The 20681-nt window shown below is 33.6% G+C and carries 21 protein-coding genes; 5 read left to right on the forward strand and 16 right to left on the reverse strand.

The features are described 5' to 3' along the window. From Q0616_RS01655 to Q0616_RS01700, 10 genes are all read right to left on the reverse strand, one after another. On the reverse strand, positions 1–370 hold a 370-nt coding region (locus Q0616_RS01655), incomplete at its 3' end, for a 2Fe-2S iron-sulfur cluster-binding protein (RefSeq protein ID WP_298774512.1). A gap of 7 nt (positions 371–377) precedes the next feature. Further along, a complete protein-coding gene (nuoF, locus tag Q0616_RS01660) occupies positions 378–1736 on the reverse strand; it encodes an NADH-quinone oxidoreductase subunit NuoF (RefSeq protein ID WP_260541456.1) in 1359 nt (452 codons plus the stop codon). Then, complete coding sequence (locus tag Q0616_RS01665) at positions 1736–2227, reverse strand: NAD(P)H-dependent oxidoreductase subunit E (protein WP_260541458.1); 492 nt, start codon at positions 2225–2227, stop codon at positions 1736–1738. The genes nuoF and Q0616_RS01665 overlap by 1 nt, the downstream gene beginning before the upstream one ends. A 15-nt stretch (positions 2228–2242) precedes the next feature. Beyond that, positions 2243–3484: an NADH-quinone oxidoreductase subunit D gene (locus Q0616_RS01670; RefSeq protein ID WP_171623768.1), complete on the reverse strand. Its 1242-nt coding sequence runs from the start codon at positions 3482–3484 to the stop codon at positions 2243–2245. Positions 3485–3486: 2 nt separating this feature from the next. After that, positions 3487–4026: an NADH-quinone oxidoreductase subunit C gene (locus Q0616_RS01675; protein ID WP_171623769.1), complete on the reverse strand. Its 540-nt coding sequence runs from the start codon at positions 4024–4026 to the stop codon at positions 3487–3489. 9 nt (positions 4027–4035) lie between these two features. Continuing rightward, positions 4036–4608, reverse strand: coding sequence for an NADH-quinone oxidoreductase subunit B (locus tag Q0616_RS01680; RefSeq protein WP_171623770.1), 573 nt, complete (start codon positions 4606–4608; stop codon positions 4036–4038). A gap of 29 nt (positions 4609–4637) precedes the next feature. Continuing rightward, positions 4638–5003, reverse strand: a complete 366-nt coding sequence (locus Q0616_RS01685) for an NADH-quinone oxidoreductase subunit A (RefSeq protein WP_298774516.1) — start codon at positions 5001–5003, stop codon at positions 4638–4640. Between the two features lie 228 nt (positions 5004–5231). Next, positions 5232–8600, reverse strand: a complete 3369-nt coding sequence (gene mfd, locus Q0616_RS01690; protein WP_260541460.1) for a transcription-repair coupling factor — start codon at positions 8598–8600, stop codon at positions 5232–5234. A gap of 81 nt (positions 8601–8681) precedes the next feature. Beyond that, entirely contained in the window at positions 8682–9119 is a 438-nt protein-coding gene (locus Q0616_RS01695; protein ID WP_188319497.1) for a hypothetical protein, read from the reverse strand. 153 nt (positions 9120–9272) lie between these two features. Further along, positions 9273–10064 carry a DUF2797 domain-containing protein gene (locus tag Q0616_RS01700; RefSeq protein ID WP_188319496.1) on the reverse strand — a complete coding sequence of 264 codons (792 nt, stop codon included), beginning with the start codon at positions 10062–10064 and terminating at the stop codon, positions 9273–9275. Positions 10065–10116: 52 nt separating this feature from the next. Between Q0616_RS01700 and Q0616_RS01705 the strand changes: the two genes are divergently transcribed. The 3 genes from Q0616_RS01705 to Q0616_RS01715 all read left to right on the forward strand — a co-directional run bounded on the left by Q0616_RS01705 (position 10117) and on the right by Q0616_RS01715 (position 13555). Next, a complete protein-coding gene (locus tag Q0616_RS01705) occupies positions 10117–11625 on the forward strand; it encodes a GH3 auxin-responsive promoter family protein (protein ID WP_260541461.1) in 1509 nt (502 codons plus the stop codon). A gap of 268 nt (positions 11626–11893) precedes the next feature. Continuing rightward, a complete protein-coding gene (gene ruvC / locus Q0616_RS01710) occupies positions 11894–12442 on the forward strand; it encodes a crossover junction endodeoxyribonuclease RuvC (protein ID WP_171623671.1) in 549 nt (182 codons plus the stop codon). A gap of 54 nt (positions 12443–12496) precedes the next feature. Continuing rightward, positions 12497–13555 carry a glutaminyl-peptide cyclotransferase gene (locus tag Q0616_RS01715; protein ID WP_188319495.1) on the forward strand — a complete coding sequence of 353 codons (1059 nt, stop codon included), beginning with the start codon at positions 12497–12499 and terminating at the stop codon, positions 13553–13555. Positions 13556–13708: 153 nt separating this feature from the next. Here Q0616_RS01715 and Q0616_RS01720 read toward each other — a convergent pair whose 3' ends face one another. The 4 genes from Q0616_RS01720 to Q0616_RS01735 form a co-directional block, all read right to left on the reverse strand. Further along, positions 13709–14206 carry a hemerythrin domain-containing protein gene (locus Q0616_RS01720; RefSeq protein ID WP_171623669.1) on the reverse strand — a complete coding sequence of 166 codons (498 nt, stop codon included), beginning with the start codon at positions 14204–14206 and terminating at the stop codon, positions 13709–13711. A gap of 61 nt (positions 14207–14267) precedes the next feature. Then, on the reverse strand, positions 14268–14702 hold the full coding sequence (locus Q0616_RS01725; RefSeq protein ID WP_225541906.1) for an Rrf2 family transcriptional regulator: 435 nt from the start codon (positions 14700–14702) through the stop codon (positions 14268–14270). A 114-nt stretch (positions 14703–14816) separates the two neighbouring features. After that, complete coding sequence (locus tag Q0616_RS01730) at positions 14817–15590, reverse strand: RNA methyltransferase (protein ID WP_225539098.1); 774 nt, start codon at positions 15588–15590, stop codon at positions 14817–14819. Positions 15591–15630: 40 nt separating this feature from the next. Further along, on the reverse strand, positions 15631–15972 hold the full coding sequence (locus tag Q0616_RS01735) for a DUF4377 domain-containing protein (RefSeq protein WP_286483926.1): 342 nt from the start codon (positions 15970–15972) through the stop codon (positions 15631–15633). Positions 15973–16123: 151 nt separating this feature from the next. On the opposite strand from Q0616_RS01735, the gene Q0616_RS01740 reads away from it, so the two are divergent. Beyond that, positions 16124–17416, forward strand: coding sequence for a peptidase U32 family protein (locus Q0616_RS01740; protein ID WP_286483927.1), 1293 nt, complete (start codon positions 16124–16126; stop codon positions 17414–17416). A gap of 14 nt (positions 17417–17430) precedes the next feature. Continuing rightward, positions 17431–17661, forward strand: a complete 231-nt coding sequence (locus Q0616_RS01745) for a ferredoxin (protein WP_038336269.1) — start codon at positions 17431–17433, stop codon at positions 17659–17661. A 69-nt stretch (positions 17662–17730) separates the two neighbouring features. On the opposite strand, the gene Q0616_RS01750 is transcribed toward Q0616_RS01745, so the two are convergent. Then, the gene (locus tag Q0616_RS01750) at positions 17731–18432 is read right to left on the reverse strand and encodes a hypothetical protein (RefSeq protein ID WP_171623664.1); all 702 of its coding nucleotides are present in this window, start codon (positions 18430–18432) and stop codon (positions 17731–17733) included. Positions 18433–18578: 146 nt separating this feature from the next. Continuing rightward, on the reverse strand, positions 18579–20681 hold a 2103-nt coding region (locus tag Q0616_RS01755; protein WP_298774539.1), incomplete at its 5' end, for a tyrosine-protein kinase family protein.

Consider the following 20681-nt stretch of genomic DNA (forward strand, 5'->3'; position numbering starts at 1 on the left):
CTCCTGCTTGATCACATACTGGACAATCTAAAGGATGGTTGATTAATAATAATTCAACAATACCTTTACGTGCCTCAACAGTACGTTCAGACGTTTTATTGCCTACAACCATTCCGTCCATTACCGTTGTACGACAAGATGGAACCAATTTTGGCATTGGACGAGGATCTGCTTCACTCCCTTTTGATACTTCTACCAAACATGTTCTACAGTTTCCTCCTGTGTTTTCTAATTTACCGTAGTAACACATCGCTGGAGGTGCTACTTCTTTACCTATCATACGAGCGGCTTGAAGGATCGTTGTTCCCGCAGGTACTTCAATCGTTTCGTTATCGATGGTAACTTTAAATAATGGTGTTTCTTCTGCCATCTTCGTATTAATTTGCGGTTTCTTTTATTTCGATTGGATCAGCATAATGTGCTAAACCAAAATTACGCGTCAAACATTCTTCTGGATTGTTAATATGCCACTCGAATTCATCACGGAAGTGACGAATTGCCGCTGCAACAGGCCAAGCCGCTGCATCTCCTAATGGACAAATTGTATTTCCTTCGATTTTACGTTGCACATCCCATAACAATTCGATGTCTGACATTTTACCTTTTCCTTCATCGATTCGTTTCAAGATTTTTTCCATCCAACCTGTTCCTTCACGACAAGGCGAACATTGTCCACATGATTCGTGGCGATAGAAACGAGCTAATGTATATGTATGATACACCACGTCTTGATCTTCGTCTAACACGATAAATCCTCCAGATCCCATCATTGTTCCTGTTTGGAAACCTCCTTCTGCTAAACTTTCGTAATTCATATAACGAGGTTTACCTTCGGCAGTTCTTAACAATAAGTTTGCAGGAACAATTGGCACAGAACTTCCTCCAGGAATACATGCTTTAAGGCGTTTTCCGTTTGGAATTCCGCCACAATATTCGTCTGAATAGATAAATTCTTCAACCGTAATCGTCATATCAATTTCATAAACACCTGGTTTATTAATATTACCACAAGCAGAAATTAATTTTGTTCCTGTAGAACGACCAACTCCGATTTTAGAATAGGCTTCTCCTCCAATTTCAATAATTGGAACTACAGCAGCAATTGTTTCTACATTGTTTACAACCGTTGGTCTTCCCCATAATCCTTTTACAGCTGGGAAAGGTGGTTTAAGACGTGGATTTCCACGTTTACCTTCTAACGATTCTAATAATGCCGTTTCCTCACCACAGATGTAAGCTCCACCACCACGCTGAACATAAATTTCTAAATCGAAACCAGTTCCTTGGATGTTTTTACCTAACCAACCTGCAGCTTTTGCTTCGTCGATTGCTTCTTCTAAAATTTCTGCAACCCACGCGTATTCTCCACGGATATAAATAAATGAAGTGTTAGATCCTAAGCAGAATGATGAAATCAAAACGCCTTCGATTAACAAATGAGGAATATATTCCATCAAGAAACGGTCTTTGAACGTTCCTGGTTCTGATTCGTCTGCATTTACCACCAAGTGTCTTGGAACACCTTCTGGTTTTGCCAAAAAGCTCCATTTCATTCCAGTTGGAAAACCTGCTCCACCACGCCCTCTTAAACCAGAAGTTTTTACTTCTTCTAAGATTTCGTCGGTTGTCATTTTAAATGCTTTTTCAGCATTTGCATACCCACCATTTTCGCGGTAAACTTGGTAATGACGAATTCCTGGAACATCAATATTTTTTAACAGTAATTTTTGTCCCATTATGCTAATTTTTTCAATTCCTCTAATAATTCGTCCACTTTCTCGATCGTCAAATGCTCACGATAAGTTTTTCCTAACTGCATCATTGGTGCATAACCACACGCTCCTAAACATTCGACTGGTTTTAAGGTAAATAAACCATCAGTCGAAGTTCCTCCAGCTTCAATATTTAACTTTGATTTGATGTGCTCGATAATTTTGTCTGAACCATTTAACATACAAGGTCCTGTTTGACAAACTTCTAACACATATTTCCCAACGGGATTTAGGTTGAACATCGAATAAAAAGAAGCTACTTCGTAAACTTCTACTGGTAAAATTTCTAATACTTCTGCCACATAATCTAAATGAGGTGTGTCTAACCAACCACCAAACTCAGCTTGTGCTACATGAAGTAAAGGGATCAAAGCACTTTGTTTTTTATCCGCTGGATAACGTGCGATGATTTTATCTACTTTTTGTTGTGTCTCTTCTGAAAATTGAATTGCCATTTTTAATAATTTTTATTAAGCATCTAATTCTCCAGCAATCAAATTCAGACTACTCATTGTAACAATGGCATCTGAAATCATTGATCCTTGGATCAATTCTGGATAAGCTTGATAATAAATGAAACAAGGTCTACGGAAATGTAAACGGTATGGCGAACGTCCACCATCAGAGATAAAATAATATCCTAACTCACCATTTGCGGCTTCTATAGAATTATAAATTTCTCCTTTTGGCATATCTACCTCTCCCATAATAATTTTGAAATGATAGATCAACGCTTCCATTTTTGTGTACACATCCTTCTTAAGTGGTAAATAGAAGTCTGGAGCATCTGCATGATACTGTGTTGCTTCTTCTCCTTCTAACGCATCAATTTTTGCAATTGCTTGCTTGATAATGCTTAAACTTTGCCACATTTCTTGACCACGCACTAAGAATCTATCGTAACAATCTCCTGTTGTACCAACTGGAATATCGAATTCGAATTCTTCGTAACGAGAATATGGTTTCGCAACACGAAGATCATAGTCTACACCTGCCGCACGTAAGTTTGGTCCTGTGAAACCATAATTTAATGCACGCTCAGCAGAAATTCCTCCAACTCCTTGTGTACGATCCATAAAAATGCGGTTACGTACGAATAGGTTCTCAAATTCTGTTAAGACATCTGGAAATTCTTTTACGAAACGATGGATTTTTTCCCAAGCAGTTTCAGAAAAATCACGTTCAAAACCTCCAATACGACCAATATTTGTTGTTAAACGAGAACCACAAATTTCTTCGTAAATCTCATAAATTAACTCACGGTATTTCATCATATAAAGGAATCCTGTAAATGCTCCTGTATCAACTCCCATAATCGAATTACATACGATATGATCTGCAATACGAGCCAATTCCATGATGATGACACGTAAATAAGAAACGCGTTTTGGAACTTCAATTCCAACAAATTTCTCAACTGTCATGTGCCAACCCAAGTTATTCAACGGTGCCGAACAATAGTTCAAACGGTCTGTTAAAGGTGTAATTTGGTACAATGGTCTACGTTCAGCAATCTTCTCAAAAGCACGGTGAATATACCCAACTGTAGAAACCGCCGATTTGATGATTTCACCATCAATCTCTAAAATATTTTGAAATACCCCATGTGTTGCAGGATGCGTAGGTCCTAAGTTTAAGGTTATTGTGCTTTTTTCTAAAGAACCGTCTGGAAGATCAAGATGTTTATTTGTTTTAGTTTTCTCTTTTCCCATGGTTAATTTGCTTTTACATTAAAACCTCCATAATTGAAATCTCCTCCACGACCAAACATCTCATCGTCTTTATCTTTACGCGTCTGATCCTCTAATGGGAATTCTTTGCGTAAAGGGAAATAATCCATTTCTGGAACGTTCATTACACGAATTAAATTTGGATGCCCAACGAAATCAATTCCGAAAAAGTCATACGCTTCACGTTCTAACCAGTTTGCTGTTTCGAATAATTTAGTTGCTGTAAAAATCGAAGGTTTTTCGATTGGTAAAGCAAATTTTAAACGAACCTCAACATTCTCGTACATATTATAGACTAAATAAGTTACAACTAATTCCTCTCCAACATTATTTGGGTAATGAATCGCCGTTAAATCTTTCAAGAATTTAAATGCTAATTGCTCTTCGTCGTATAAATATTGAAGAATTTTCAGATTGAAATCTTTGTTTGCATGAATTGTCAAAACACCAAAGTGTTCTTCGTATCCAACGATGTTTTCTTGAAACTTTTGAACCAAACGGTCTTTTATAAATGAATTATCCATTATTTCGACTTATTTAATTCCATAACTTGTTAAAAGTTGCTGATATTCATCGCTACTTCTACGACGAACGCTTTCTGACTCTACCAATTCTTGAATACGCATTACGCCATCAATAATTGCTTCTGGACGAGGAGGACAACCCGGCACATAAACATCTACAGGAATTACTTCATCAATCCCTTGTAAAACCGAATATGTATCGAAAATACCACCTGAGCTTGCACAAGCTCCAACTGCAATAACCCAACGAGGTTCTGCCATTTGAATGTAAACTTGCTTCAGAACTGGAGCCATTTTCTTAGAAATTGTACCCATTACCATCAACAAATCGCACTGACGTGGCGTAAAAGCCAAACGTTCAGATCCAAAACGTGCCAAATCGTATGTCGAACCCATTGTCGCCATAAACTCGATTCCGCAACAACTTGTCGCAAATGGTAAAGGCCAAATTGAGTTTTTACGGGCTAATCCAACTACTTTTGATAATTGCATCGCCATAAAACCCTCACCTTCAAAACCACCTGGAGACTCAACGATCTTCACGTTGGTATTGTGTGTTACTGGTCTTTTATTATGAATCATTATACTATTATTTTAGATTTTAAAATGCTCTATTTTTCCCAGTTTAGAGCTCCTTTTTTGCGTACATATAAGTACATCACGAAGAATAATCCAACGAATGTTGCAACTGCTGCAAATCCTTCCCAACCTAATTCTTTAAAATTCGCTGCATAAGGGTAAAAGAAAATTACCTCTACATCGAACAACACGAATAAAATTGCAACTAAGAAATACTTAATGGCAAATGGCTGTCTTGCATTTCCTACTTTTTCTATCCCCGACTCGAAATTCTCTAACTTTTCATCTGTCTTTCTCGAAGGTCCAAGCAAATGTGTCGCAACGATAGTTCCTGCTACGAATGCAAAAGCAACGACAAAAAGAATGAGGATAGGAATATAACTTGATGCTGTGTCCATAACTACTTTACTGTTTTTCCAACTAATATTTTATCGATAAAAATAATAATAAATTACCATATTATTTATGATTATTCGTTTACAACGAGTTGCAGTTCTCAATATGATAAATATAATACAATTTATCTATATCGGTATTTGAGTTTATTCCACTAAAAAAGGAGAACTAACAACTTGGTTAATTCTCCTTGCGTATTTTATTAGATTACTAATTAAAACTAAAAAATGTTAATGAATTAATAAATTTTGTAGACTTTGTAAGGCTTCATGCACGTTTTGTATGTGTTCAAATCGCAGTAATAATGTTGGATATTCTTCTCCTTTTTTAGGTGATTTTTCCTTAAAACTGATATTTTTAGGGTTATTTTGAACGTTATTTAAAATTATTCTAAATTCATCTGATTGATAAAACTCGCTTTGTGGTTTATTAATAAAATAAGCCAAAAGCACGCCTTTTTTCATGACCAATCGTTCGAAACCTAATTTTTTACTAATCCATTTCAATTGAATAGATTCTAATAAATTTTCAGCTTCAACAGGTAATTGACCAAAGCGATCAATCAAATTGTTTTTAAACGCTTCTAACTCATTTTCAGTCTCAATATCAGCTAATTCCTTGTACAACAATAAACGTTCTTCAGAACTTTCTATATATTCATCTGGGAACATAATTTGCAAATCCGAATCAATCTGCACATCCGAAACATAGGATTTTACTTCTCCCGTTTTTTGATCTTCGAACAAATCTTTGAAATCCGTTTCTTTTAATTCTTCAATGGCTTCATTTAAGATTTTTTGATACGTTTCGAAACCAATATCCATCATAAATCCAGTTTGTTCTGCACCTAATAGATTTCCTGCACCACGTATCTCTAAATCTTTCATCGCGATATTAAATCCAGAACCTAAATCTGAAAACTGTTCAATTGCTTGCAAACGTTTACGAGCCTCATCGGTTAAAACAGACAACGGAGGTGCAACCAAATAGCAAAATGCTTTGCGGTTACTACGCCCTACACGACCACGCATTTGATGCAAATCGGCTAAACCGAAGTTTTGCGCATCATTGATTAAAATTGTATTGGCATTCGGAACATCCAATCCCGATTCGATAATCGTTGTGGAAACAAAAACATCGTAACGTCCATCAATAAAATCGAGTAAAACAGCTTCTAATTCTTTCCCTTCCATTTGCCCATGTCCAGTAGCAACACGCGCATCGGGAACCAAACGTTGTACCATTCCAGCAATATCTTTTAACGATTGCACACGATTGTGAATGATATAAACCTGTCCACCTCGTTGCATTTCGTACATAATTGCATCACGAAAAACCTCTTCGTTAAATCCTACCAATTGCGTATCGACTGGTTGACGGTTTGGTGGTGGCGTTTTAATCACTGATAAATCACGCGCAGCCATCAACGAAAACTGAAGCGTACGAGGGATTGGTGTAGCCGTTAACGTCAATGTATCAATATTTTCGCGAAGTGTTTTTAATTTATCTTTTACTCCAACACCAAATTTATGTTCTTCATCAACAACCAATAAACCTAAATCTTTGTATTCGATTTTTGGATTAACCAATTGATGCGTACCAATCACAATATCCACTTGACCAGACTTTAAGCCATCTAAAACGGTCTTTTTCTTCGCTCCTGTAACAAATCGATTAAGATAAGCGACCTTAACAGGTAAATCTCTCAAACGTTCTGAAAACGTCTTAAAATGCTGAAAAGCTAAAATTGTTGTTGGTACTAAAACTGCAACTTGCTTTCCATCTACAGCAGCTTTCATTGCTGCTCGAATCGCTACTTCCGTTTTCCCGAAACCAACATCACCACAAACCAAACGATCCATCGGACGCTCCGATTCCATATCAGCTTTTACATCTTGCGTTGCTTTATATTGATCGGGTGTATCTTCATAAATAAAAGAAGCTTCCAATTCATTTTGCAAATACGTGTCGGGTGAATACGAAAATCCTTTTCTTGCACGCCGTTTAGCGTATAATTTGATTAAATCAAAAGCAATTTCTTTGACCTTTGCTTTTGTTTTATTCTTCAAATTTTTCCAAGCAGGCGAACCTAATTTTGAGATTTTTGGTTCTTGTCCATCTTTCCCTCGAAACTTGGCAATTTTATGCAACGAATGAATGTTGACATACAAAATATCATTGTTTTGATAGATCAATTTGATCGATTCTTGCATAACACCATTGTTATTTAAACGTACTAATCCCGCAAATTTTCCAATTCCATAATCGATATGCGTCACGAAATCACCCACTTGCAACGAATTAATTTCTTTAAGCGTGATGGCTTCTTTTTTCGAAAATGAATTACGAAGATTGAATTTATGATAACGTCCAAAAATTTGGTGATCCGTATAACACGTTAATTTGATTTCTTCATCGATGAAACCTTGATAAATAGATCCTAAAACTGGAATATACGACACTTCTTTTCCGATATCATCAAAAATTTCTTCGAAACGTTTGATTTGATTCTCGTTCGAACAAATCAGTGCATTTTTAAAACCTTCCGCTTTATGTTCATTCAAATCATCTATCAATAATTCGAATTGTTTATTAAAACTTGGTTGTGGCTTAAAAGGTGATTCAATTTCTTCAATTGTTTCGAAATAAGATTTCATCGAACATTCGATCACTCCAAATGTTGAAATTTGTTGAAGAAAACCATTTTCATTCAAAAATAATTGATTCGGTTCAGCTTGTTTAATCTCACCTTTCAGTTCTGAGAAAGCAGCTTCGGCTTGTTCAAAATTCCGATTGATTTGTTTTGCTAAAACTGAAATGTTTTTAGCGATAATCAAACTATCTTTTGGTATATATTCTAAAAAACTTTCGCGTTTTTCATTGATTGATTTACTTTCAAGATTCGGAATAATCGTAATTTCTTTTGTTGTCGCAATTGACAATTGATTTTCAATATCAAATGTTCTGATTGTTTCAACTTCATCTCCAAACAACGAAATACGATATGGATGTTCGTTGGAAAACGAAAAAACATCTATAATCCCTCCACGAATCGAAAATTCACCTGGTTCGGAGACAAAATCTACTCGGTGAAAATTATAAGACGCTAATATTTCTGTCAAAAAATCAATCCCTAAATCATTTCCAACTTTTACTTTTAAGGTATTTGTTGTCAATGCTTTTTTCGTCACCACTTTTTCGGACAAGGCTTCTGCGTAGGTCACAATAATTTTTGGTCGCTTTGAATGCGAAAGCACATTTAATACTTCTGTGCGTATGACCACATTCGCGTTGTTCACTTCCTCTACCTCGTAAGGACGTTTATAAGAAGAAGGAAAAAATAGAATTTGTTCTTTATCAAACAAAGTTTCTAAATCATTCAACACATAAGCTGCTTCTTCTTTGTCATCAAAAATTAGAATGGTTGGACGAGCAACACGATCATATAAATGCCCCGTTAGGATGCTTAATCCAGAACCTAAGAATCCTTTGATGTTAACTTTATGATGTGGATTATTTTTAAAATTGACAATAAGCTTCTGTACGAAATCTGAAGAATCGTATAAGCTAAAAACGTTGTGAATAGTTTTCTGTTCCAAATTCTTGCAAAGATAATCAATTGATAAAAACAAAAAAGAGGATAGAAAACTATCCTCTTAAAAATATAATTTTTAAACTATCTATTTCTTGACAGCAACAGAATCTTTTTTTACTGTTATAGAATCAGCATTGGGAGCAATTGGTTTCACATCACTTGCATAGCCAACAACAATTCCGTCCAATTTATCTACTCTTTTTACTTTAAACGTTTCTGTTCCTTCTGCTCCTTTAAAAGATACTTTATAAACTGCTTCGTAAACCGTTTTATCACCGTCTTGTAGCGGAGTCATTTTCTCAAAATTATAGATGTCTACAGGTCCATATTGTTTCACAACTGCATTCAAATCATCAACATTCACACCTTCAACTTTAGCAAACAACGAATCTGGTTTATCGGCTCTGTATTTATAAACGTCTAAAATTGCCTCTTTCACTTTATAATCTGGTAAATCTGATTTTTTATTACATGCTGTTAAAGCCAAAATCCCGCCAACCATAAATAATGCACTTGCTTTCATAATTCAATATTTTTTTGTGTTAAATGATTGTATCTAATGTAATAACAAATAAATTTAAAAACAAGTATTTTTATTAAAATCAATAAGATAAAGGAATAAAAAAAACGACTCTACAAGAAAATCGATTATTTATTGAATTATTTCTATTTAACGTTACACTTCAAAATTCACATAAAATCCTTCGTGCCCACGTACATTAAAAACTGTATTGTCTTCAAAAATTAAGTATTGACCTTTAATTCCTTTCAAAACCCCTTCTATTTCATGCGTTTTTTTCAAATTTAATGATTTCACTTTTTCAGGATAGGATAAAACAGGATAATCTAATTTCATCACTTCTGGTTCTTCGACTAAAAATTGTCTAAACTCTGGGTTAACCTCCTCTTTAATGGTTTGATAGTGTTGATACAAATCAATTTCAGGTACCTCATTTTTCAGCATACGTTGCCAATTTGTTTTGTCAGCAATTACATTTTTTAGGGAAACTTCTATCATTCCAGCTTCATAACGATTATCTGTTCGCGCTATAATAATTGCTTCTGATGCACCTTGGTCTATCCAACGTGTTGGAACTTGCGTTAAACGTGTCACGCCAACTTTAACACCAGATGAATTCGCTAAATAAACAATATGCGGTTGCAATTCGAACTTTGTTTCAAATTCTAAATCACGTTGTCCAATTCCTAAATGTGCGGTAGAAAGTTCTGGATTGATGATACTTGGGTTAGCTTCTGGGACTGTAAAAAAACAATTTTTACAATATCCCATCTGATAAATTTCTTTATCCTCGTGGCAACTCAAACATTCGTAATGATCAAAGCTAATCTTGATTTTTTTTCCTAACAATTGATTCATCACGATAAAATCATTCTTGAAATTCCAATAGTAATTTATAGGAGTTCCATTTTCAGTTGTCATTTTACGAATTTGTCCTTCAAACTGCATATTGCTAAAAAAGTTTAATTAATTTTGTGTAAATCTACAAAACTTTTAACGGATGGGAATAGTCAATAAGATTATGGAAATTATGATGCGTAGCAGAATGAATGTTATCGAAGAAAGCATCAAAAATCCAATTGGTACGCAAGAACGTGTGTTGTTTGAAAACATCAAAAAAGCCAAATCGACTATTTACGGAAAGGAATTTCATTTTGATGAAATTAAATCTATTCAGAAATTTCAAGAACAAGTTCCTGCTGTACATTATGAAGATTTTCAGCCTTATATCGAATTAGCAAGAAAAGGTGAAAAAGATGTAGCTTGGCATGGAAAAATAAAATGGTTTGCTAAATCTTCGGGAACGACAAATGCCAAAAGTAAGTTTATCCCGATTAGTAATGAATCGTTAGAAGATTGTCATTATGCAGCTGGAAAAACAATGTTTGCGTTATATTTAAATGCATATCCCGAAACGGATATTTTTATGCATAAAAATCTTCGAATTGGAGGAAGTAGTGAACTTTATCAACAATACGACACACGTTTTGGTGATTTATCAGCTATTTTGATTGATAATTTACCTTTTTATGCCGAAATGAAAAACATCCCGAATCGTGAGATTTCGTTGATGTCAGATTGGAATGTAAAAATGGATGCCATTATTAATGCAACAAGAAATGAAGATGTCGGCTCTTTAACAGGAGTTCCATCGTGGATGTTAGTTGTATTAAACAAATTATTAGCTGAAATGGGAAAGAACTATTTGGACGAATTATGGCCAAACTTGGAGGTATTTTTCCATGGAGGAATCAACTTTACACCTTATGCTGAAAATTACAATTTAATCACTCAAAAAGATTTAAATTATTTCGAGTTATACAATGCTTCGGAAGGATTCTTTGGAATTCAAGATCAATTGCATAAAAAAGATTTATTGTTATTATTGGACAATGGTATTTTTTATGAATTTATCCCGATGGAAGAATTTGGTTCAGAAAATCAACATTATTTAACTATCGAAGAAGTTGAAGTGGGAAAAAATTATGCAATAGTCATTACCACTAATGGCGGATTATGGCGCTATATCATTGGTGATACGGTTCGCTTTACTTCAACAAATCCACACCGAATCGTTGTTTCTGGACGCACAAAACATTATATCAATGCATTTGGAGAAGAATTAATGATCGAAAATGCAGAAGAAGCGTTGAAAAGAGCTTGCCAGCAAACGAATTCTATTATTTCTGAATACAGTGCTGGTCCAGTTTTTATGGAAGGTAAAGAAAAAGGTGCACACGAATGGATGATTGAATTTGATAAAGAACCTGAAAATTTTGAGCTATTTATTGATTGTTTAGACAAAGGATTGCAAGAAGTTAATTCCGATTACGAAGCAAAACGTTACAATAATATGACGCTTAATCGTCCTATTGTTCATTGTGCGAGAAAAGGATTATTTATAGAATGGATGTCTTCTCGTGGAAAATTAGGTGGTCAAAATAAAGTACCGAGATTATCCAATACAAGAGAATTTATAGAACCATTAATCGCTTTAAATAGAAAATAAAAACAAAAGAGAATCAACTTAGATTCTCTTTTGTTTTCCGTAAATTTTATAGGATAATTAACTCAAAACCAGTAAATTTATTTCTAAAAAATACGTTTCCCTTGAATAATTACATGAAAAACGATACGGAATATGGTAAATTTTGGACAATCTTATACAAGGAATTCAAATTATCGAAAACTTTATGTGTAGAGATTTTCGATTATACCAAATTAATGCAAAACACAATTCAGCTTAATTTTGAGAATATCTTAATATCTTCGCAACAATGGAAAAGATTATTTTAGGGATTGATCCTGGTACAATGGTGATGGGTTTTGGTTTGATTGAAGTCAAAAACAACAAGATGAAATTAATTACATTAGATGAATTATTGTTGCATAAACTTCCGAATCAACAAACGAAATTAAAAATGATTTTCGAAAAAACCTTGGCCATTATCGATCAATATCATCCAGATGAACTGGCCATTGAAGCGCAATTTTTTGGTGTAAATGTTCAATCTATGCTAAAACTTGGGCGTGCACAAGGTGTTTGTATTGCGGCGTGTTTGCATCGCGATATGCCAGTTGTTGAGTATGCTCCAAAAAAAGTTAAAATGGCAATTACTGGGAATGGAAATGCCTCTAAAGAGCAGGTGGCAGGAATGTTGCAACATTTGCTTGGTCTAAAAGAAATTCCAAAACGTTTGGATGCCACAGATGGACTTGCTGTTGCAGTTTGTCATTATCTAAATTCAGGAAAAACATCAGGAACATCAAGTTCATATTCAGGTTGGGATGCTTTTGTGAAAAATAATCCGAATCGAACAAAATAGATATATTTGTACTATAATTAGCAACCTAATTTATAAAAACATAAAAAAAATCAAATGAAAAAATATTTAATCGCTGCATCCATTTCTGCCACTGTTTTCTCTTCCTTATTGTTTTCATGTAAAGATTCGTCAGGAAAAAACAACACGGCTATCACTGAGATTGTATCGAAAATAGAACAAAACAAATATAAAATTGGAGATAAAATCGATATTCCTTTGACAAGTTTAGAAGGAATAACGAAAGTTGTGGTTTCTGTCGATGGACAAGAAGTGCCAGCTGATTTTACAATTGATGGAAAAACGATAGGATTAGGAAATCATACTGTTAATTTGAGATTCTTCAACGGTGAAGAAGAAACAAATTCACGCGATTTTACATTTGTGGTTTATGCAAATGAACCTGCTGCTAAATGGTCGTATGAAATAGTTGGTAGCTATCCACACAACAACGATTATTTTACACAAGGGTTTTATTTCAAGAATGGAAATATTTTCGAAGGAACAGGACTTCGTGATGGAAAAACACGCCTGATTGAATATAAGCTAGGTGCAACGGAACCGACAAAATTGTACCAAATAAAAGATGATGTTTTTGGAGAAGGTATTACAGAATTAGATGGTTTTATTTATCAATTAACATGGCAAGATCGTGCAATTTACAAATATGATTTGGACTTTAATCAAGTCAAGAAATTAGATATGCCTGCACAAATAATTGAAGGTTGGGGAATTACAACTATCGGAAAAGAATTGGCTGTAACTGAGGGCTCTCAACGTATTCATTTCTTTGACGATAACTTTAATTACCTTAGAACCATACAAGCTTTTGATAGCCAACAACCATATAGTTATTTGAATGAAATTGAATACCACGATGGTTTCATTTACGCCAACGTGTACTTAAAATCTGGACACGCAGATAATAGTAATATCGTGGTAATTGATCCGCAAACAGGTGCTGTAAAAGCTGAATTTAATTTTGCAGAACTGAAAGGTAAACAAGGTAATCCGCAAGCACAAGAATTGAACGGTATTGCGTTCAAAGACAACGGAAACATGCTCGTAACTGGTAAACTTTGGGATAAAATTTTTGAAGTAAAAGTGAAGAAATAAAATAATTTCCAAAAGAAAAGGCAAGCTTTATATAGCTTGCCTTTTTGGTTTGATTATTTTGGTGTAAATAAAAAGCTCGACCTGCAAAATCGAGCTTTTCTTATCAAAAATCATCTAAAAAATTATAAGTAAAAATTTTTAGTTATGAGAGATCTATAACCAAAATTGATCTTTCCAATCTGCATTAGTTAAAAGTGAATTAAACTGTTCATTGATTACTTTTAACTTTTTTTGTGTTGCATTTTTCTCGAATTCTGGAAACATTTGCTTTTCCTCGAATCGAATATGCAAATCCAATTCTTCTTCGATATAAATCAAACTTTTCATCGGATTTTTAGTGTCTATTTTAAACAAACGTCTCAAACGTCTGTGTTCCTTAAGTGCTCTTTTTACCAAATAATGATCCTCATCCAGCATGGTAAAAAGAAATTGTTCTTCGATTTCAAATTTACGAAACAACACTTCTTTTCCGTACCAGCTAACATAATCTACAATACGCTGCATCTCGATTCCCTTGTCAATTCCCGCTCTAATGTTCCAACAAAAAAACAGGGTTTTATGATGTCTTGCACAAGCCTCATTCAAATTTAAACCTAAAGAATAAGTTAAATGCGATGGGTTAGTTTGAGGAATTTCTATGGCTAGTTTCATTTCTTAATATTTTAATTCGGATACTCGGATAGTTTTATCTTATTTATTGGTAATTTTTTTTTTAATGTTTAAGGAAAGCTAATCCTTTCTCAAGGTCATCAATTAAATTGAACATCGAAGTTCTTTCTAACATCGCTCTCAAATCATTTCGAATAGCAAAAACTCTACTATGCAAAGCGCAAGGCTTTTCTGAATCACATTCTACCAAACCAAGAATACAACTATGATACAATCCGTCTCCATCAATCGCTTTGATGATATGAACCAATTTGATATCTTCTAAATGTGTTGCATCCATTTGGAAACCTCCCATTTTTCCTTTCACCGAAGAAATTACATTAGCTTTTACTAATTGTTGTAAAATCTTTGCTGTATACGCTTCAGGTGAATTAATAGAATTCGAAATTTGTTTCAAATTAACTCTTTGTCCTTTTACAGATTCTTGTGCGATAAAAACGCAAGCTTTTATGCCGTATTCACACGCTTTTGAAAACATTAAATTCCTTTATTCATTATAAATTACCTTGCAAATATACAACAAAATTTAAATCGGACAAATTTATCTTATTAAATTTTACATCCTTTTATTTTCACCTTTTAAATCCTTTATTTAGTATCTTTGTCTAACTGCTTCGTAAACACATATTGCTGCAGCATTGCTCACATTCAACGAATCCACATAACCTAACATCGGAATTTTAATAAGTATAGCTGAATGATCTGCCCAAAAATCTGAAAGTCCTGTAGCTTCAGTTCCTAAAATAATCGCTGAAGATTTTGTAAAATCTGTTTCATATAAGTTTTTCGTTTCTTCTCTCAAAAATGTTGAAACGACTTGAATAGAATGAGCGTTCAAAAATGCTAAAACATCTTCTTTACTTGCAGATGCAATTTGATTTGTAAACAATGTACCAACAGAAGAACGAATGACGTTAGGATTAAAAAAATCTACCGTTTCGTCACAAACAATAACAGCATCTACTTTTGCGCCATCTCCTGTGCGTAAAACAGCACCAAGATTACCTGGCTTTTCTACCGCTTCTAAGACAATCACCAACGCATTTTCTGGTAATTGTAAATCAGTTAAAGTAGATGATTTTGTTTTATAGGCACCAATAATTCCTCCCGTAGATTTACGATAAGCTAACTTCTCAAAAACTTGTTTGGTAATTGTAAACACTTTTGCTCCACCAAAATCAAATGATTGGTTATAAATATCTTCACAAATATAAATTTCAACAGCTTCGTAACCACCTTTTAAAGCCAGCTCATTTTCTTGCGTACCTTCCACAATAAACAAACCTTGGCTTTTACGTTCTCTTGATTTTTCTTGCAATTTTAGCAAGTTTTTAATTCTTGGATTTTGAAGACTTTCTATTAACATGTGACAAAATTAATCGAAATTCTTTGAAATAAAGTTCAAATTAGTTCAATGTTGCTAATTTTTTACGCACAACCTTTACTAATTTGTAGTTGATAGAAGATGCGTCTGCTGGTGGATTCTCTACTTTAGTTGTTGAAACGATAAGTTGATATTCAAATCCTGGTTCATACGTAAACTCTTCAATCGTATTATAAAAATATTGCCATTCGTCAACATCAGTATATTTTACCATCATACATTGCATTTTAGCAACACCATTGGAGCAATCTCTTGTTTCTGGAGCAATTGTTAACAACTCTTCTCCTTGTTGCATTTGTTTGGTTGATGCGCAAGAGGTTAAAAACCCTATACTTAAAATAGTCGACAAAATAACTTTCTTCATTCTTTGAAATTTACTAACCTGAGGCAAATACTATGCTAAAACTCTAATGGAATCAAAACTTAATTCATTCTCTGAAATTTAACTTGATTATAAATAACATAGTCACTTGTAATTTTTTTGTAACTTTGCACCTTAAAATCAGAATTTTCGTATGACCAAAGATGGAAAAATGGAGTTGATGGCTCCTGCTGGGAATTTCGAATCGTTACAAGCGGCTTTAGATAATGGAGCTGATTCTGTATATTTCGGAGTTGAGCAGTTGAATATGCGTGCGAGAGCATCAATCAACTTTACAATGGACGATTTACCAGAAATCGTAAAACGTTGTGAAGAAAAAGGTGTGCGTTCTTACCTTACTTTAAATACAATTATATACGATCACGATTTATCTTTAATCAAAAACTTATTAGACAGAGCAAAAGAAGCTAAAATTACAGCGGTTATTGCAATGGATCAATCAGTTATTGCTTATGCAAGACAAATTGGGATTGAGATTCATATTTCGACACAAATTAACGTTACAAATATCGAAACAGTAAAATTCTATGCTATGTTTGCTGATACAATGGTATTATCGCGTGAATTGAGTTTGAAACAAGTGAACAAGATTTGTGAACAAATTATCAAAGATGACGTTCGTGGACCAAGCGGAAATTTAGTAGAGATCGAGATTTTCGGACATGGAGCTTTGTGTATGGCTGTTTCGGGTAAATGCTACTTGAGCTTACATTCGCACAATTCATCTGCAAATCGTGGTGCTTGTAAACAAAACTGTCGTAAAAAATATACCGTTATCGACCAAGAATCTGGATTCGAAATCGAATTGGATAATGAATATATGATGTCACCTAAAGATCTTTGTACAATGGAGTTCTTAGACGAAGTGGTTGAAGCAGGTGTCAAAGTATTGAAAATAGAAGGTCGTGGACGTGCGCCTGAGTATGTTGCAACTGTTATTCGTGCATACAGAGAAGCGATTGATTCGATTGCTGACGGAACTTATTCGAAAGAAAAAGTAGATTACTGGATGGGATTATTACAAACCGTTTATAATCGTGGTTTTTGGTCTGGCTATTATTTAGGTCAAAAATTAGGTGAATGGTCTGCTGTTCCAGGTTCTATGGCAACACAGAAAAAAGTTTACATTGGAAAAGGTGTTCATTTCTTCCCTAAACCAAGTATCGGACAGTTTGTGATTGATGCCTATGATTTGAAAGTAGGAGATTTAATTTTAGTGACTGGACCAACAACTGGAGCCAAAGAAATGGTGGTTACAGAAATGATGGTGGAAGATGTAAAAGCTAATACAGCAAAGAAAGGTGATTCGATTACAATTCCGATGGAATTTAGAATTCGTCCTTCTGATAAATTATACAAATTAGTAAAAGTAGAAGAACCAGGAACGCAACAAAATAGTGTTGAAGAAGGTGCTTACTCACATTAAAAAAACAATAAATCATGGTCATTATTACGCTACAACGCGATAAATGCATCGGATGCAACTATTGTTATGAGTTAGCTCCAGAACGTTTCAGAATGTCTAAAAAAGATGGTAAATCTGTTTTATTAAAAGCAATTGATAAAAAAGGATTTCATACGTTAAAAGATCCTGATCATTCTATCGCTGACAACTGCGAACGAGCAGCAAAAGCTTGTCCTGTAAATATTATTACAGTAAAAGAAATATAGGTTATAACATTCGCTATATAAAAAGTCCATCATGATTGATGGACTTTTGCTTTTTATAAAGAATAAATCTTAATTCATTTTACTTTCTTTTTCTAATCGTTCTAAGGCTTTTTCGTGAGCAGATTTCACATCATTTTTGATTTTTTTATCTTGTGTTGATTTTCTAATCTTTTCAGCATGATAAGCCAAATCATCTAATGTCATTTTATAACTCACATAGAAACCTCTGTTGTAACGAGAATAGGAAGCCAATCCCCAATTCGCAATCAATTGATTTTTGATTTTTTTGGTTTGATATTCATTCAAATAGCGTTGTAATTTCGGAGAAATATCCTCTTTTGCAATCGATTTTACTGAACCATCCATTCGACTAAACCAATATTTATTATCCAATTTGATGTAAGATTTTGCACCTAAAATACTCTTAAACGCTAAATCTCCTAACAATAAAACTTTCTCAAATTCAGACTTCTCATTCGTCATATAATCCCAATACATTTCAGAAGTCATTCCAACCATTGGACTTTTATCAATTGTTGCTTCGTATAAGGTTTTACCATTTTGATAGGCAGCAGCCACATTCTTAAACTCAATTCCGAAATCATCACAAGCCTTTTGATAACCAGTAAAAGAACCTGAATATTTTTCGAAATTATCAATAAAAACACGATAAATACAATAATGTGAAATATCAATCAAAACTTTTTTAGAATCGTCTAAAAAACCATTTATCAACTGAATCGGGAAGTTATAATATTCGTACGAACTCATAATTATTTGATTGTCTTAAAGAGGTGTTAATTTATCGACTAAGATAAGATAGTTTTTACGAATCATAAAATGATAAGTATCAAAAATAATTTTGAAAAAAATCAGAAATAAAAAAACTCTGCTTCGATGAAGCAGAGTTTTTAGGGTTATTTTCTTTTGAATAATTTACTCAAGAATGAATTGCCTTTGTTATGATTTTCTCCATAACCATAGCCGTAACCATAGCCATAACCGTAACCTTTCGTAAAGTCAACGTCATTCACCACCATAGTCATATTCTGAAGTCGATCCTCTTTGTAAAGATCTCGTGGTATCGTCAACATACGTTTATCCAAATAGTTTGCACGTACTATATACATCGTAATATCAGCGCTATCTGCAATTAACAACGTATCTGTAACCAAACTTACTGGTGCTGTATCAACCAACACATAATCGTAGTTTTCTTTTCCATAATTTATAATCTCTTCAAAACGACCATTCATTAATAATTCTGAAGGATTAGGCGCAATTTGTCCTGAATAAATCACATCAAATTTATAATCGGCAGGGTGTTTAATGATGATGTCATCAACACTGATATCATTAGAAATCAAATATTCCGTTACCCCCTGTCTATTTCTGTATTGATCAGCTATAGTTAAGTAATCCAATATTTTTGGACTACGAATATCTCCTCCAATTAATAAAACAGATTTACCAGACATCGTTAAAATTTGAGCCAAGTTTGTTGAAACAAAAGTTTTACCTTCTCCACTTGTGGTTGATGTAACATAAATTGCTTTGGGATCAGTCGAATTTTTCAATAAGAAATTGACATTTGTTCTTAAAATTCTAAACGCTTCTGCTGTACTCGAACTATCATTATGTTCTATAATTGTAATATCACTCTTCGGAACTTGTCCAGCTATTGGAGCACCTACTGCATCTTCCACTTCTTCTTTTGAGTTTACATTATTATTTAATAACTTATAAATGTAAATAATTGAAAACGGAACAATCAAACCTAAAATCATTGCTCCCAATAAGATAATATTCTTTTTAGGTGAAACTGGAATTTTAGAATCATAAGCAAAATCAATCACCTTAATATTGTCTGGTGTTGCAGCAGCTTTAATTTCGTTCTCTTCTCTTTTTTGTAATAAGAATAAGTATAAAGCTTCTACGATTTGTTGTTGTCTCGATATATCTCTAAAACCACGTTCTTGACTTGGTACTTTTTGTATTTTACTTGCTATTTGGTTTTGTTTCGTCTGTATTGTATTTAAAGTCGTTTGAGTATTATTTCGATACAAACGCAAACTATTTTTTAAATTACTCTTAACATCGCTAATTTGCTCCTGTAATTTAACCACATTTGGATGTTCGTTTGTAACAGATTTTAACATATCTTCTTTCGTTAAAACCAATTCATTATACGAAGCAATTTGTGACGCAATTGTTTGATCTTGTAAACCAATATTAGTTGGCAAAAGATCCGTTTTGTTAGAATTTAAAGCTGAATTCATGTAATCAACTAATTGTAGCTGAGTAGATGATTCTAATAATTTCTTTTCATTATCTGATGCATTTTGTAAGAAAATATTCGCTTCAGAAGTAACATCAGTAATGTTATTGCTTAATTTATAGCGTTCTAAATCTCTGTCAACACCTTGTAAATCGCCTGTAACAATATCTAACCTCGAATTGATAAATTTAGAAGTAGCTTCAGTCAATTTATTATTATCTGTAACAAGATCTAAATTGTATTGATTAATCAAATCATTGATGAATTTTTTGGAAATATTCGGTATTGTTCCTACTAAGCTAAAGTTAACAACTTTAGAATTTTTATCTGAATTGGGGTCAATCTGAATTTTATTTTTATAATAGTTTACAGTTTGATCTAGTGAATTTAATTGAATTAACAACTCAGCATCAACACTCTTTACGAGATTTTTGTTTGGACTAATAATGATATCACCAAAATCGGTACTAATCTTTTGTCCAAAAGAATAGGTGTTGGATTCTTTTGTTTTCCTGTTCGTTAGTTGAAATTTGGTTGTTGATTCTATTTTAACATGCAGTTGTTCAGCTAAATCTTCTTTCAATTTATCTGCTTCATTCAAAAACAAAATTTTAATAGGCGATTCAGCAGCTGTCGTTTCTATCTCTACAATTCTACCAACATTAAAATAGCGAATATTGAAATTATTTTGTTCAACCACTTTAGAAATTAAACGTCTTGATTTCAGAATTTCGATTTGGTC

Origin of the sequence: uncultured Empedobacter sp. (genome assembly GCF_937930195.1) — a bacterium.
Classification (GTDB): Bacteria; Bacteroidota; Bacteroidia; order Flavobacteriales; family Weeksellaceae; genus Empedobacter; species Empedobacter stercoris.

What these genes read in the sequence shown, in the direction of transcription:
- nuoF (WP_260541456.1), bottom strand. Translation starts at nt 1,736, where the DNA reads ATGGGACAAAAATTACTGTTAAAAAATATTGATGTTCCAGGAATTCGT.
- Q0616_RS01665 (WP_260541458.1), bottom strand. Translation starts at nt 2,227, where the DNA reads ATGGCAATTCAATTTTCAGAAGAGACACAACAAAAAGTAGATAAAATC.
- Q0616_RS01670 (WP_171623768.1), bottom strand. Translation starts at nt 3,484, where the DNA reads ATGGGAAAAGAGAAAACTAAAACAAATAAACATCTTGATCTTCCAGAC.
- Q0616_RS01675 (WP_171623769.1), bottom strand. Translation starts at nt 4,026, where the DNA reads ATGGATAATTCATTTATAAAAGACCGTTTGGTTCAAAAGTTTCAAGAA.
- Q0616_RS01680 (WP_171623770.1), bottom strand. Translation starts at nt 4,608, where the DNA reads ATGATTCATAATAAAAGACCAGTAACACACAATACCAACGTGAAGATC.
- Q0616_RS01685 (WP_298774516.1), bottom strand. Translation starts at nt 5,003, where the DNA reads ATGGACACAGCATCAAGTTATATTCCTATCCTCATTCTTTTTGTCGTT.
- Q0616_RS01695 (WP_188319497.1), bottom strand. Translation starts at nt 9,119, where the DNA reads ATGAAAGCAAGTGCATTATTTATGGTTGGCGGGATTTTGGCTTTAACA.
- Q0616_RS01700 (WP_188319496.1), bottom strand. Translation starts at nt 10,064, where the DNA reads ATGCAGTTTGAAGGACAAATTCGTAAAATGACAACTGAAAATGGAACT.
- Q0616_RS01705 (WP_260541461.1), top strand. Translation starts at nt 10,117, where the DNA reads ATGGGAATAGTCAATAAGATTATGGAAATTATGATGCGTAGCAGAATG.
- ruvC (WP_171623671.1), top strand. Translation starts at nt 11,894, where the DNA reads ATGGAAAAGATTATTTTAGGGATTGATCCTGGTACAATGGTGATGGGT.
- Q0616_RS01715 (WP_188319495.1), top strand. Translation starts at nt 12,497, where the DNA reads ATGAAAAAATATTTAATCGCTGCATCCATTTCTGCCACTGTTTTCTCT.
- Q0616_RS01720 (WP_171623669.1), bottom strand. Translation starts at nt 14,206, where the DNA reads ATGAAACTAGCCATAGAAATTCCTCAAACTAACCCATCGCATTTAACT.
- Q0616_RS01725 (WP_225541906.1), bottom strand. Translation starts at nt 14,702, where the DNA reads ATGTTTTCAAAAGCGTGTGAATACGGCATAAAAGCTTGCGTTTTTATC.
- Q0616_RS01730 (WP_225539098.1), bottom strand. Translation starts at nt 15,590, where the DNA reads ATGTTAATAGAAAGTCTTCAAAATCCAAGAATTAAAAACTTGCTAAAA.
- Q0616_RS01735 (WP_286483926.1), bottom strand. Translation starts at nt 15,972, where the DNA reads ATGAAGAAAGTTATTTTGTCGACTATTTTAAGTATAGGGTTTTTAACC.
- Q0616_RS01740 (WP_286483927.1), top strand. Translation starts at nt 16,124, where the DNA reads ATGACCAAAGATGGAAAAATGGAGTTGATGGCTCCTGCTGGGAATTTC.
- Q0616_RS01745 (WP_038336269.1), top strand. Translation starts at nt 17,431, where the DNA reads ATGGTCATTATTACGCTACAACGCGATAAATGCATCGGATGCAACTAT.
- Q0616_RS01750 (WP_171623664.1), bottom strand. Translation starts at nt 18,432, where the DNA reads ATGAGTTCGTACGAATATTATAACTTCCCGATTCAGTTGATAAATGGT.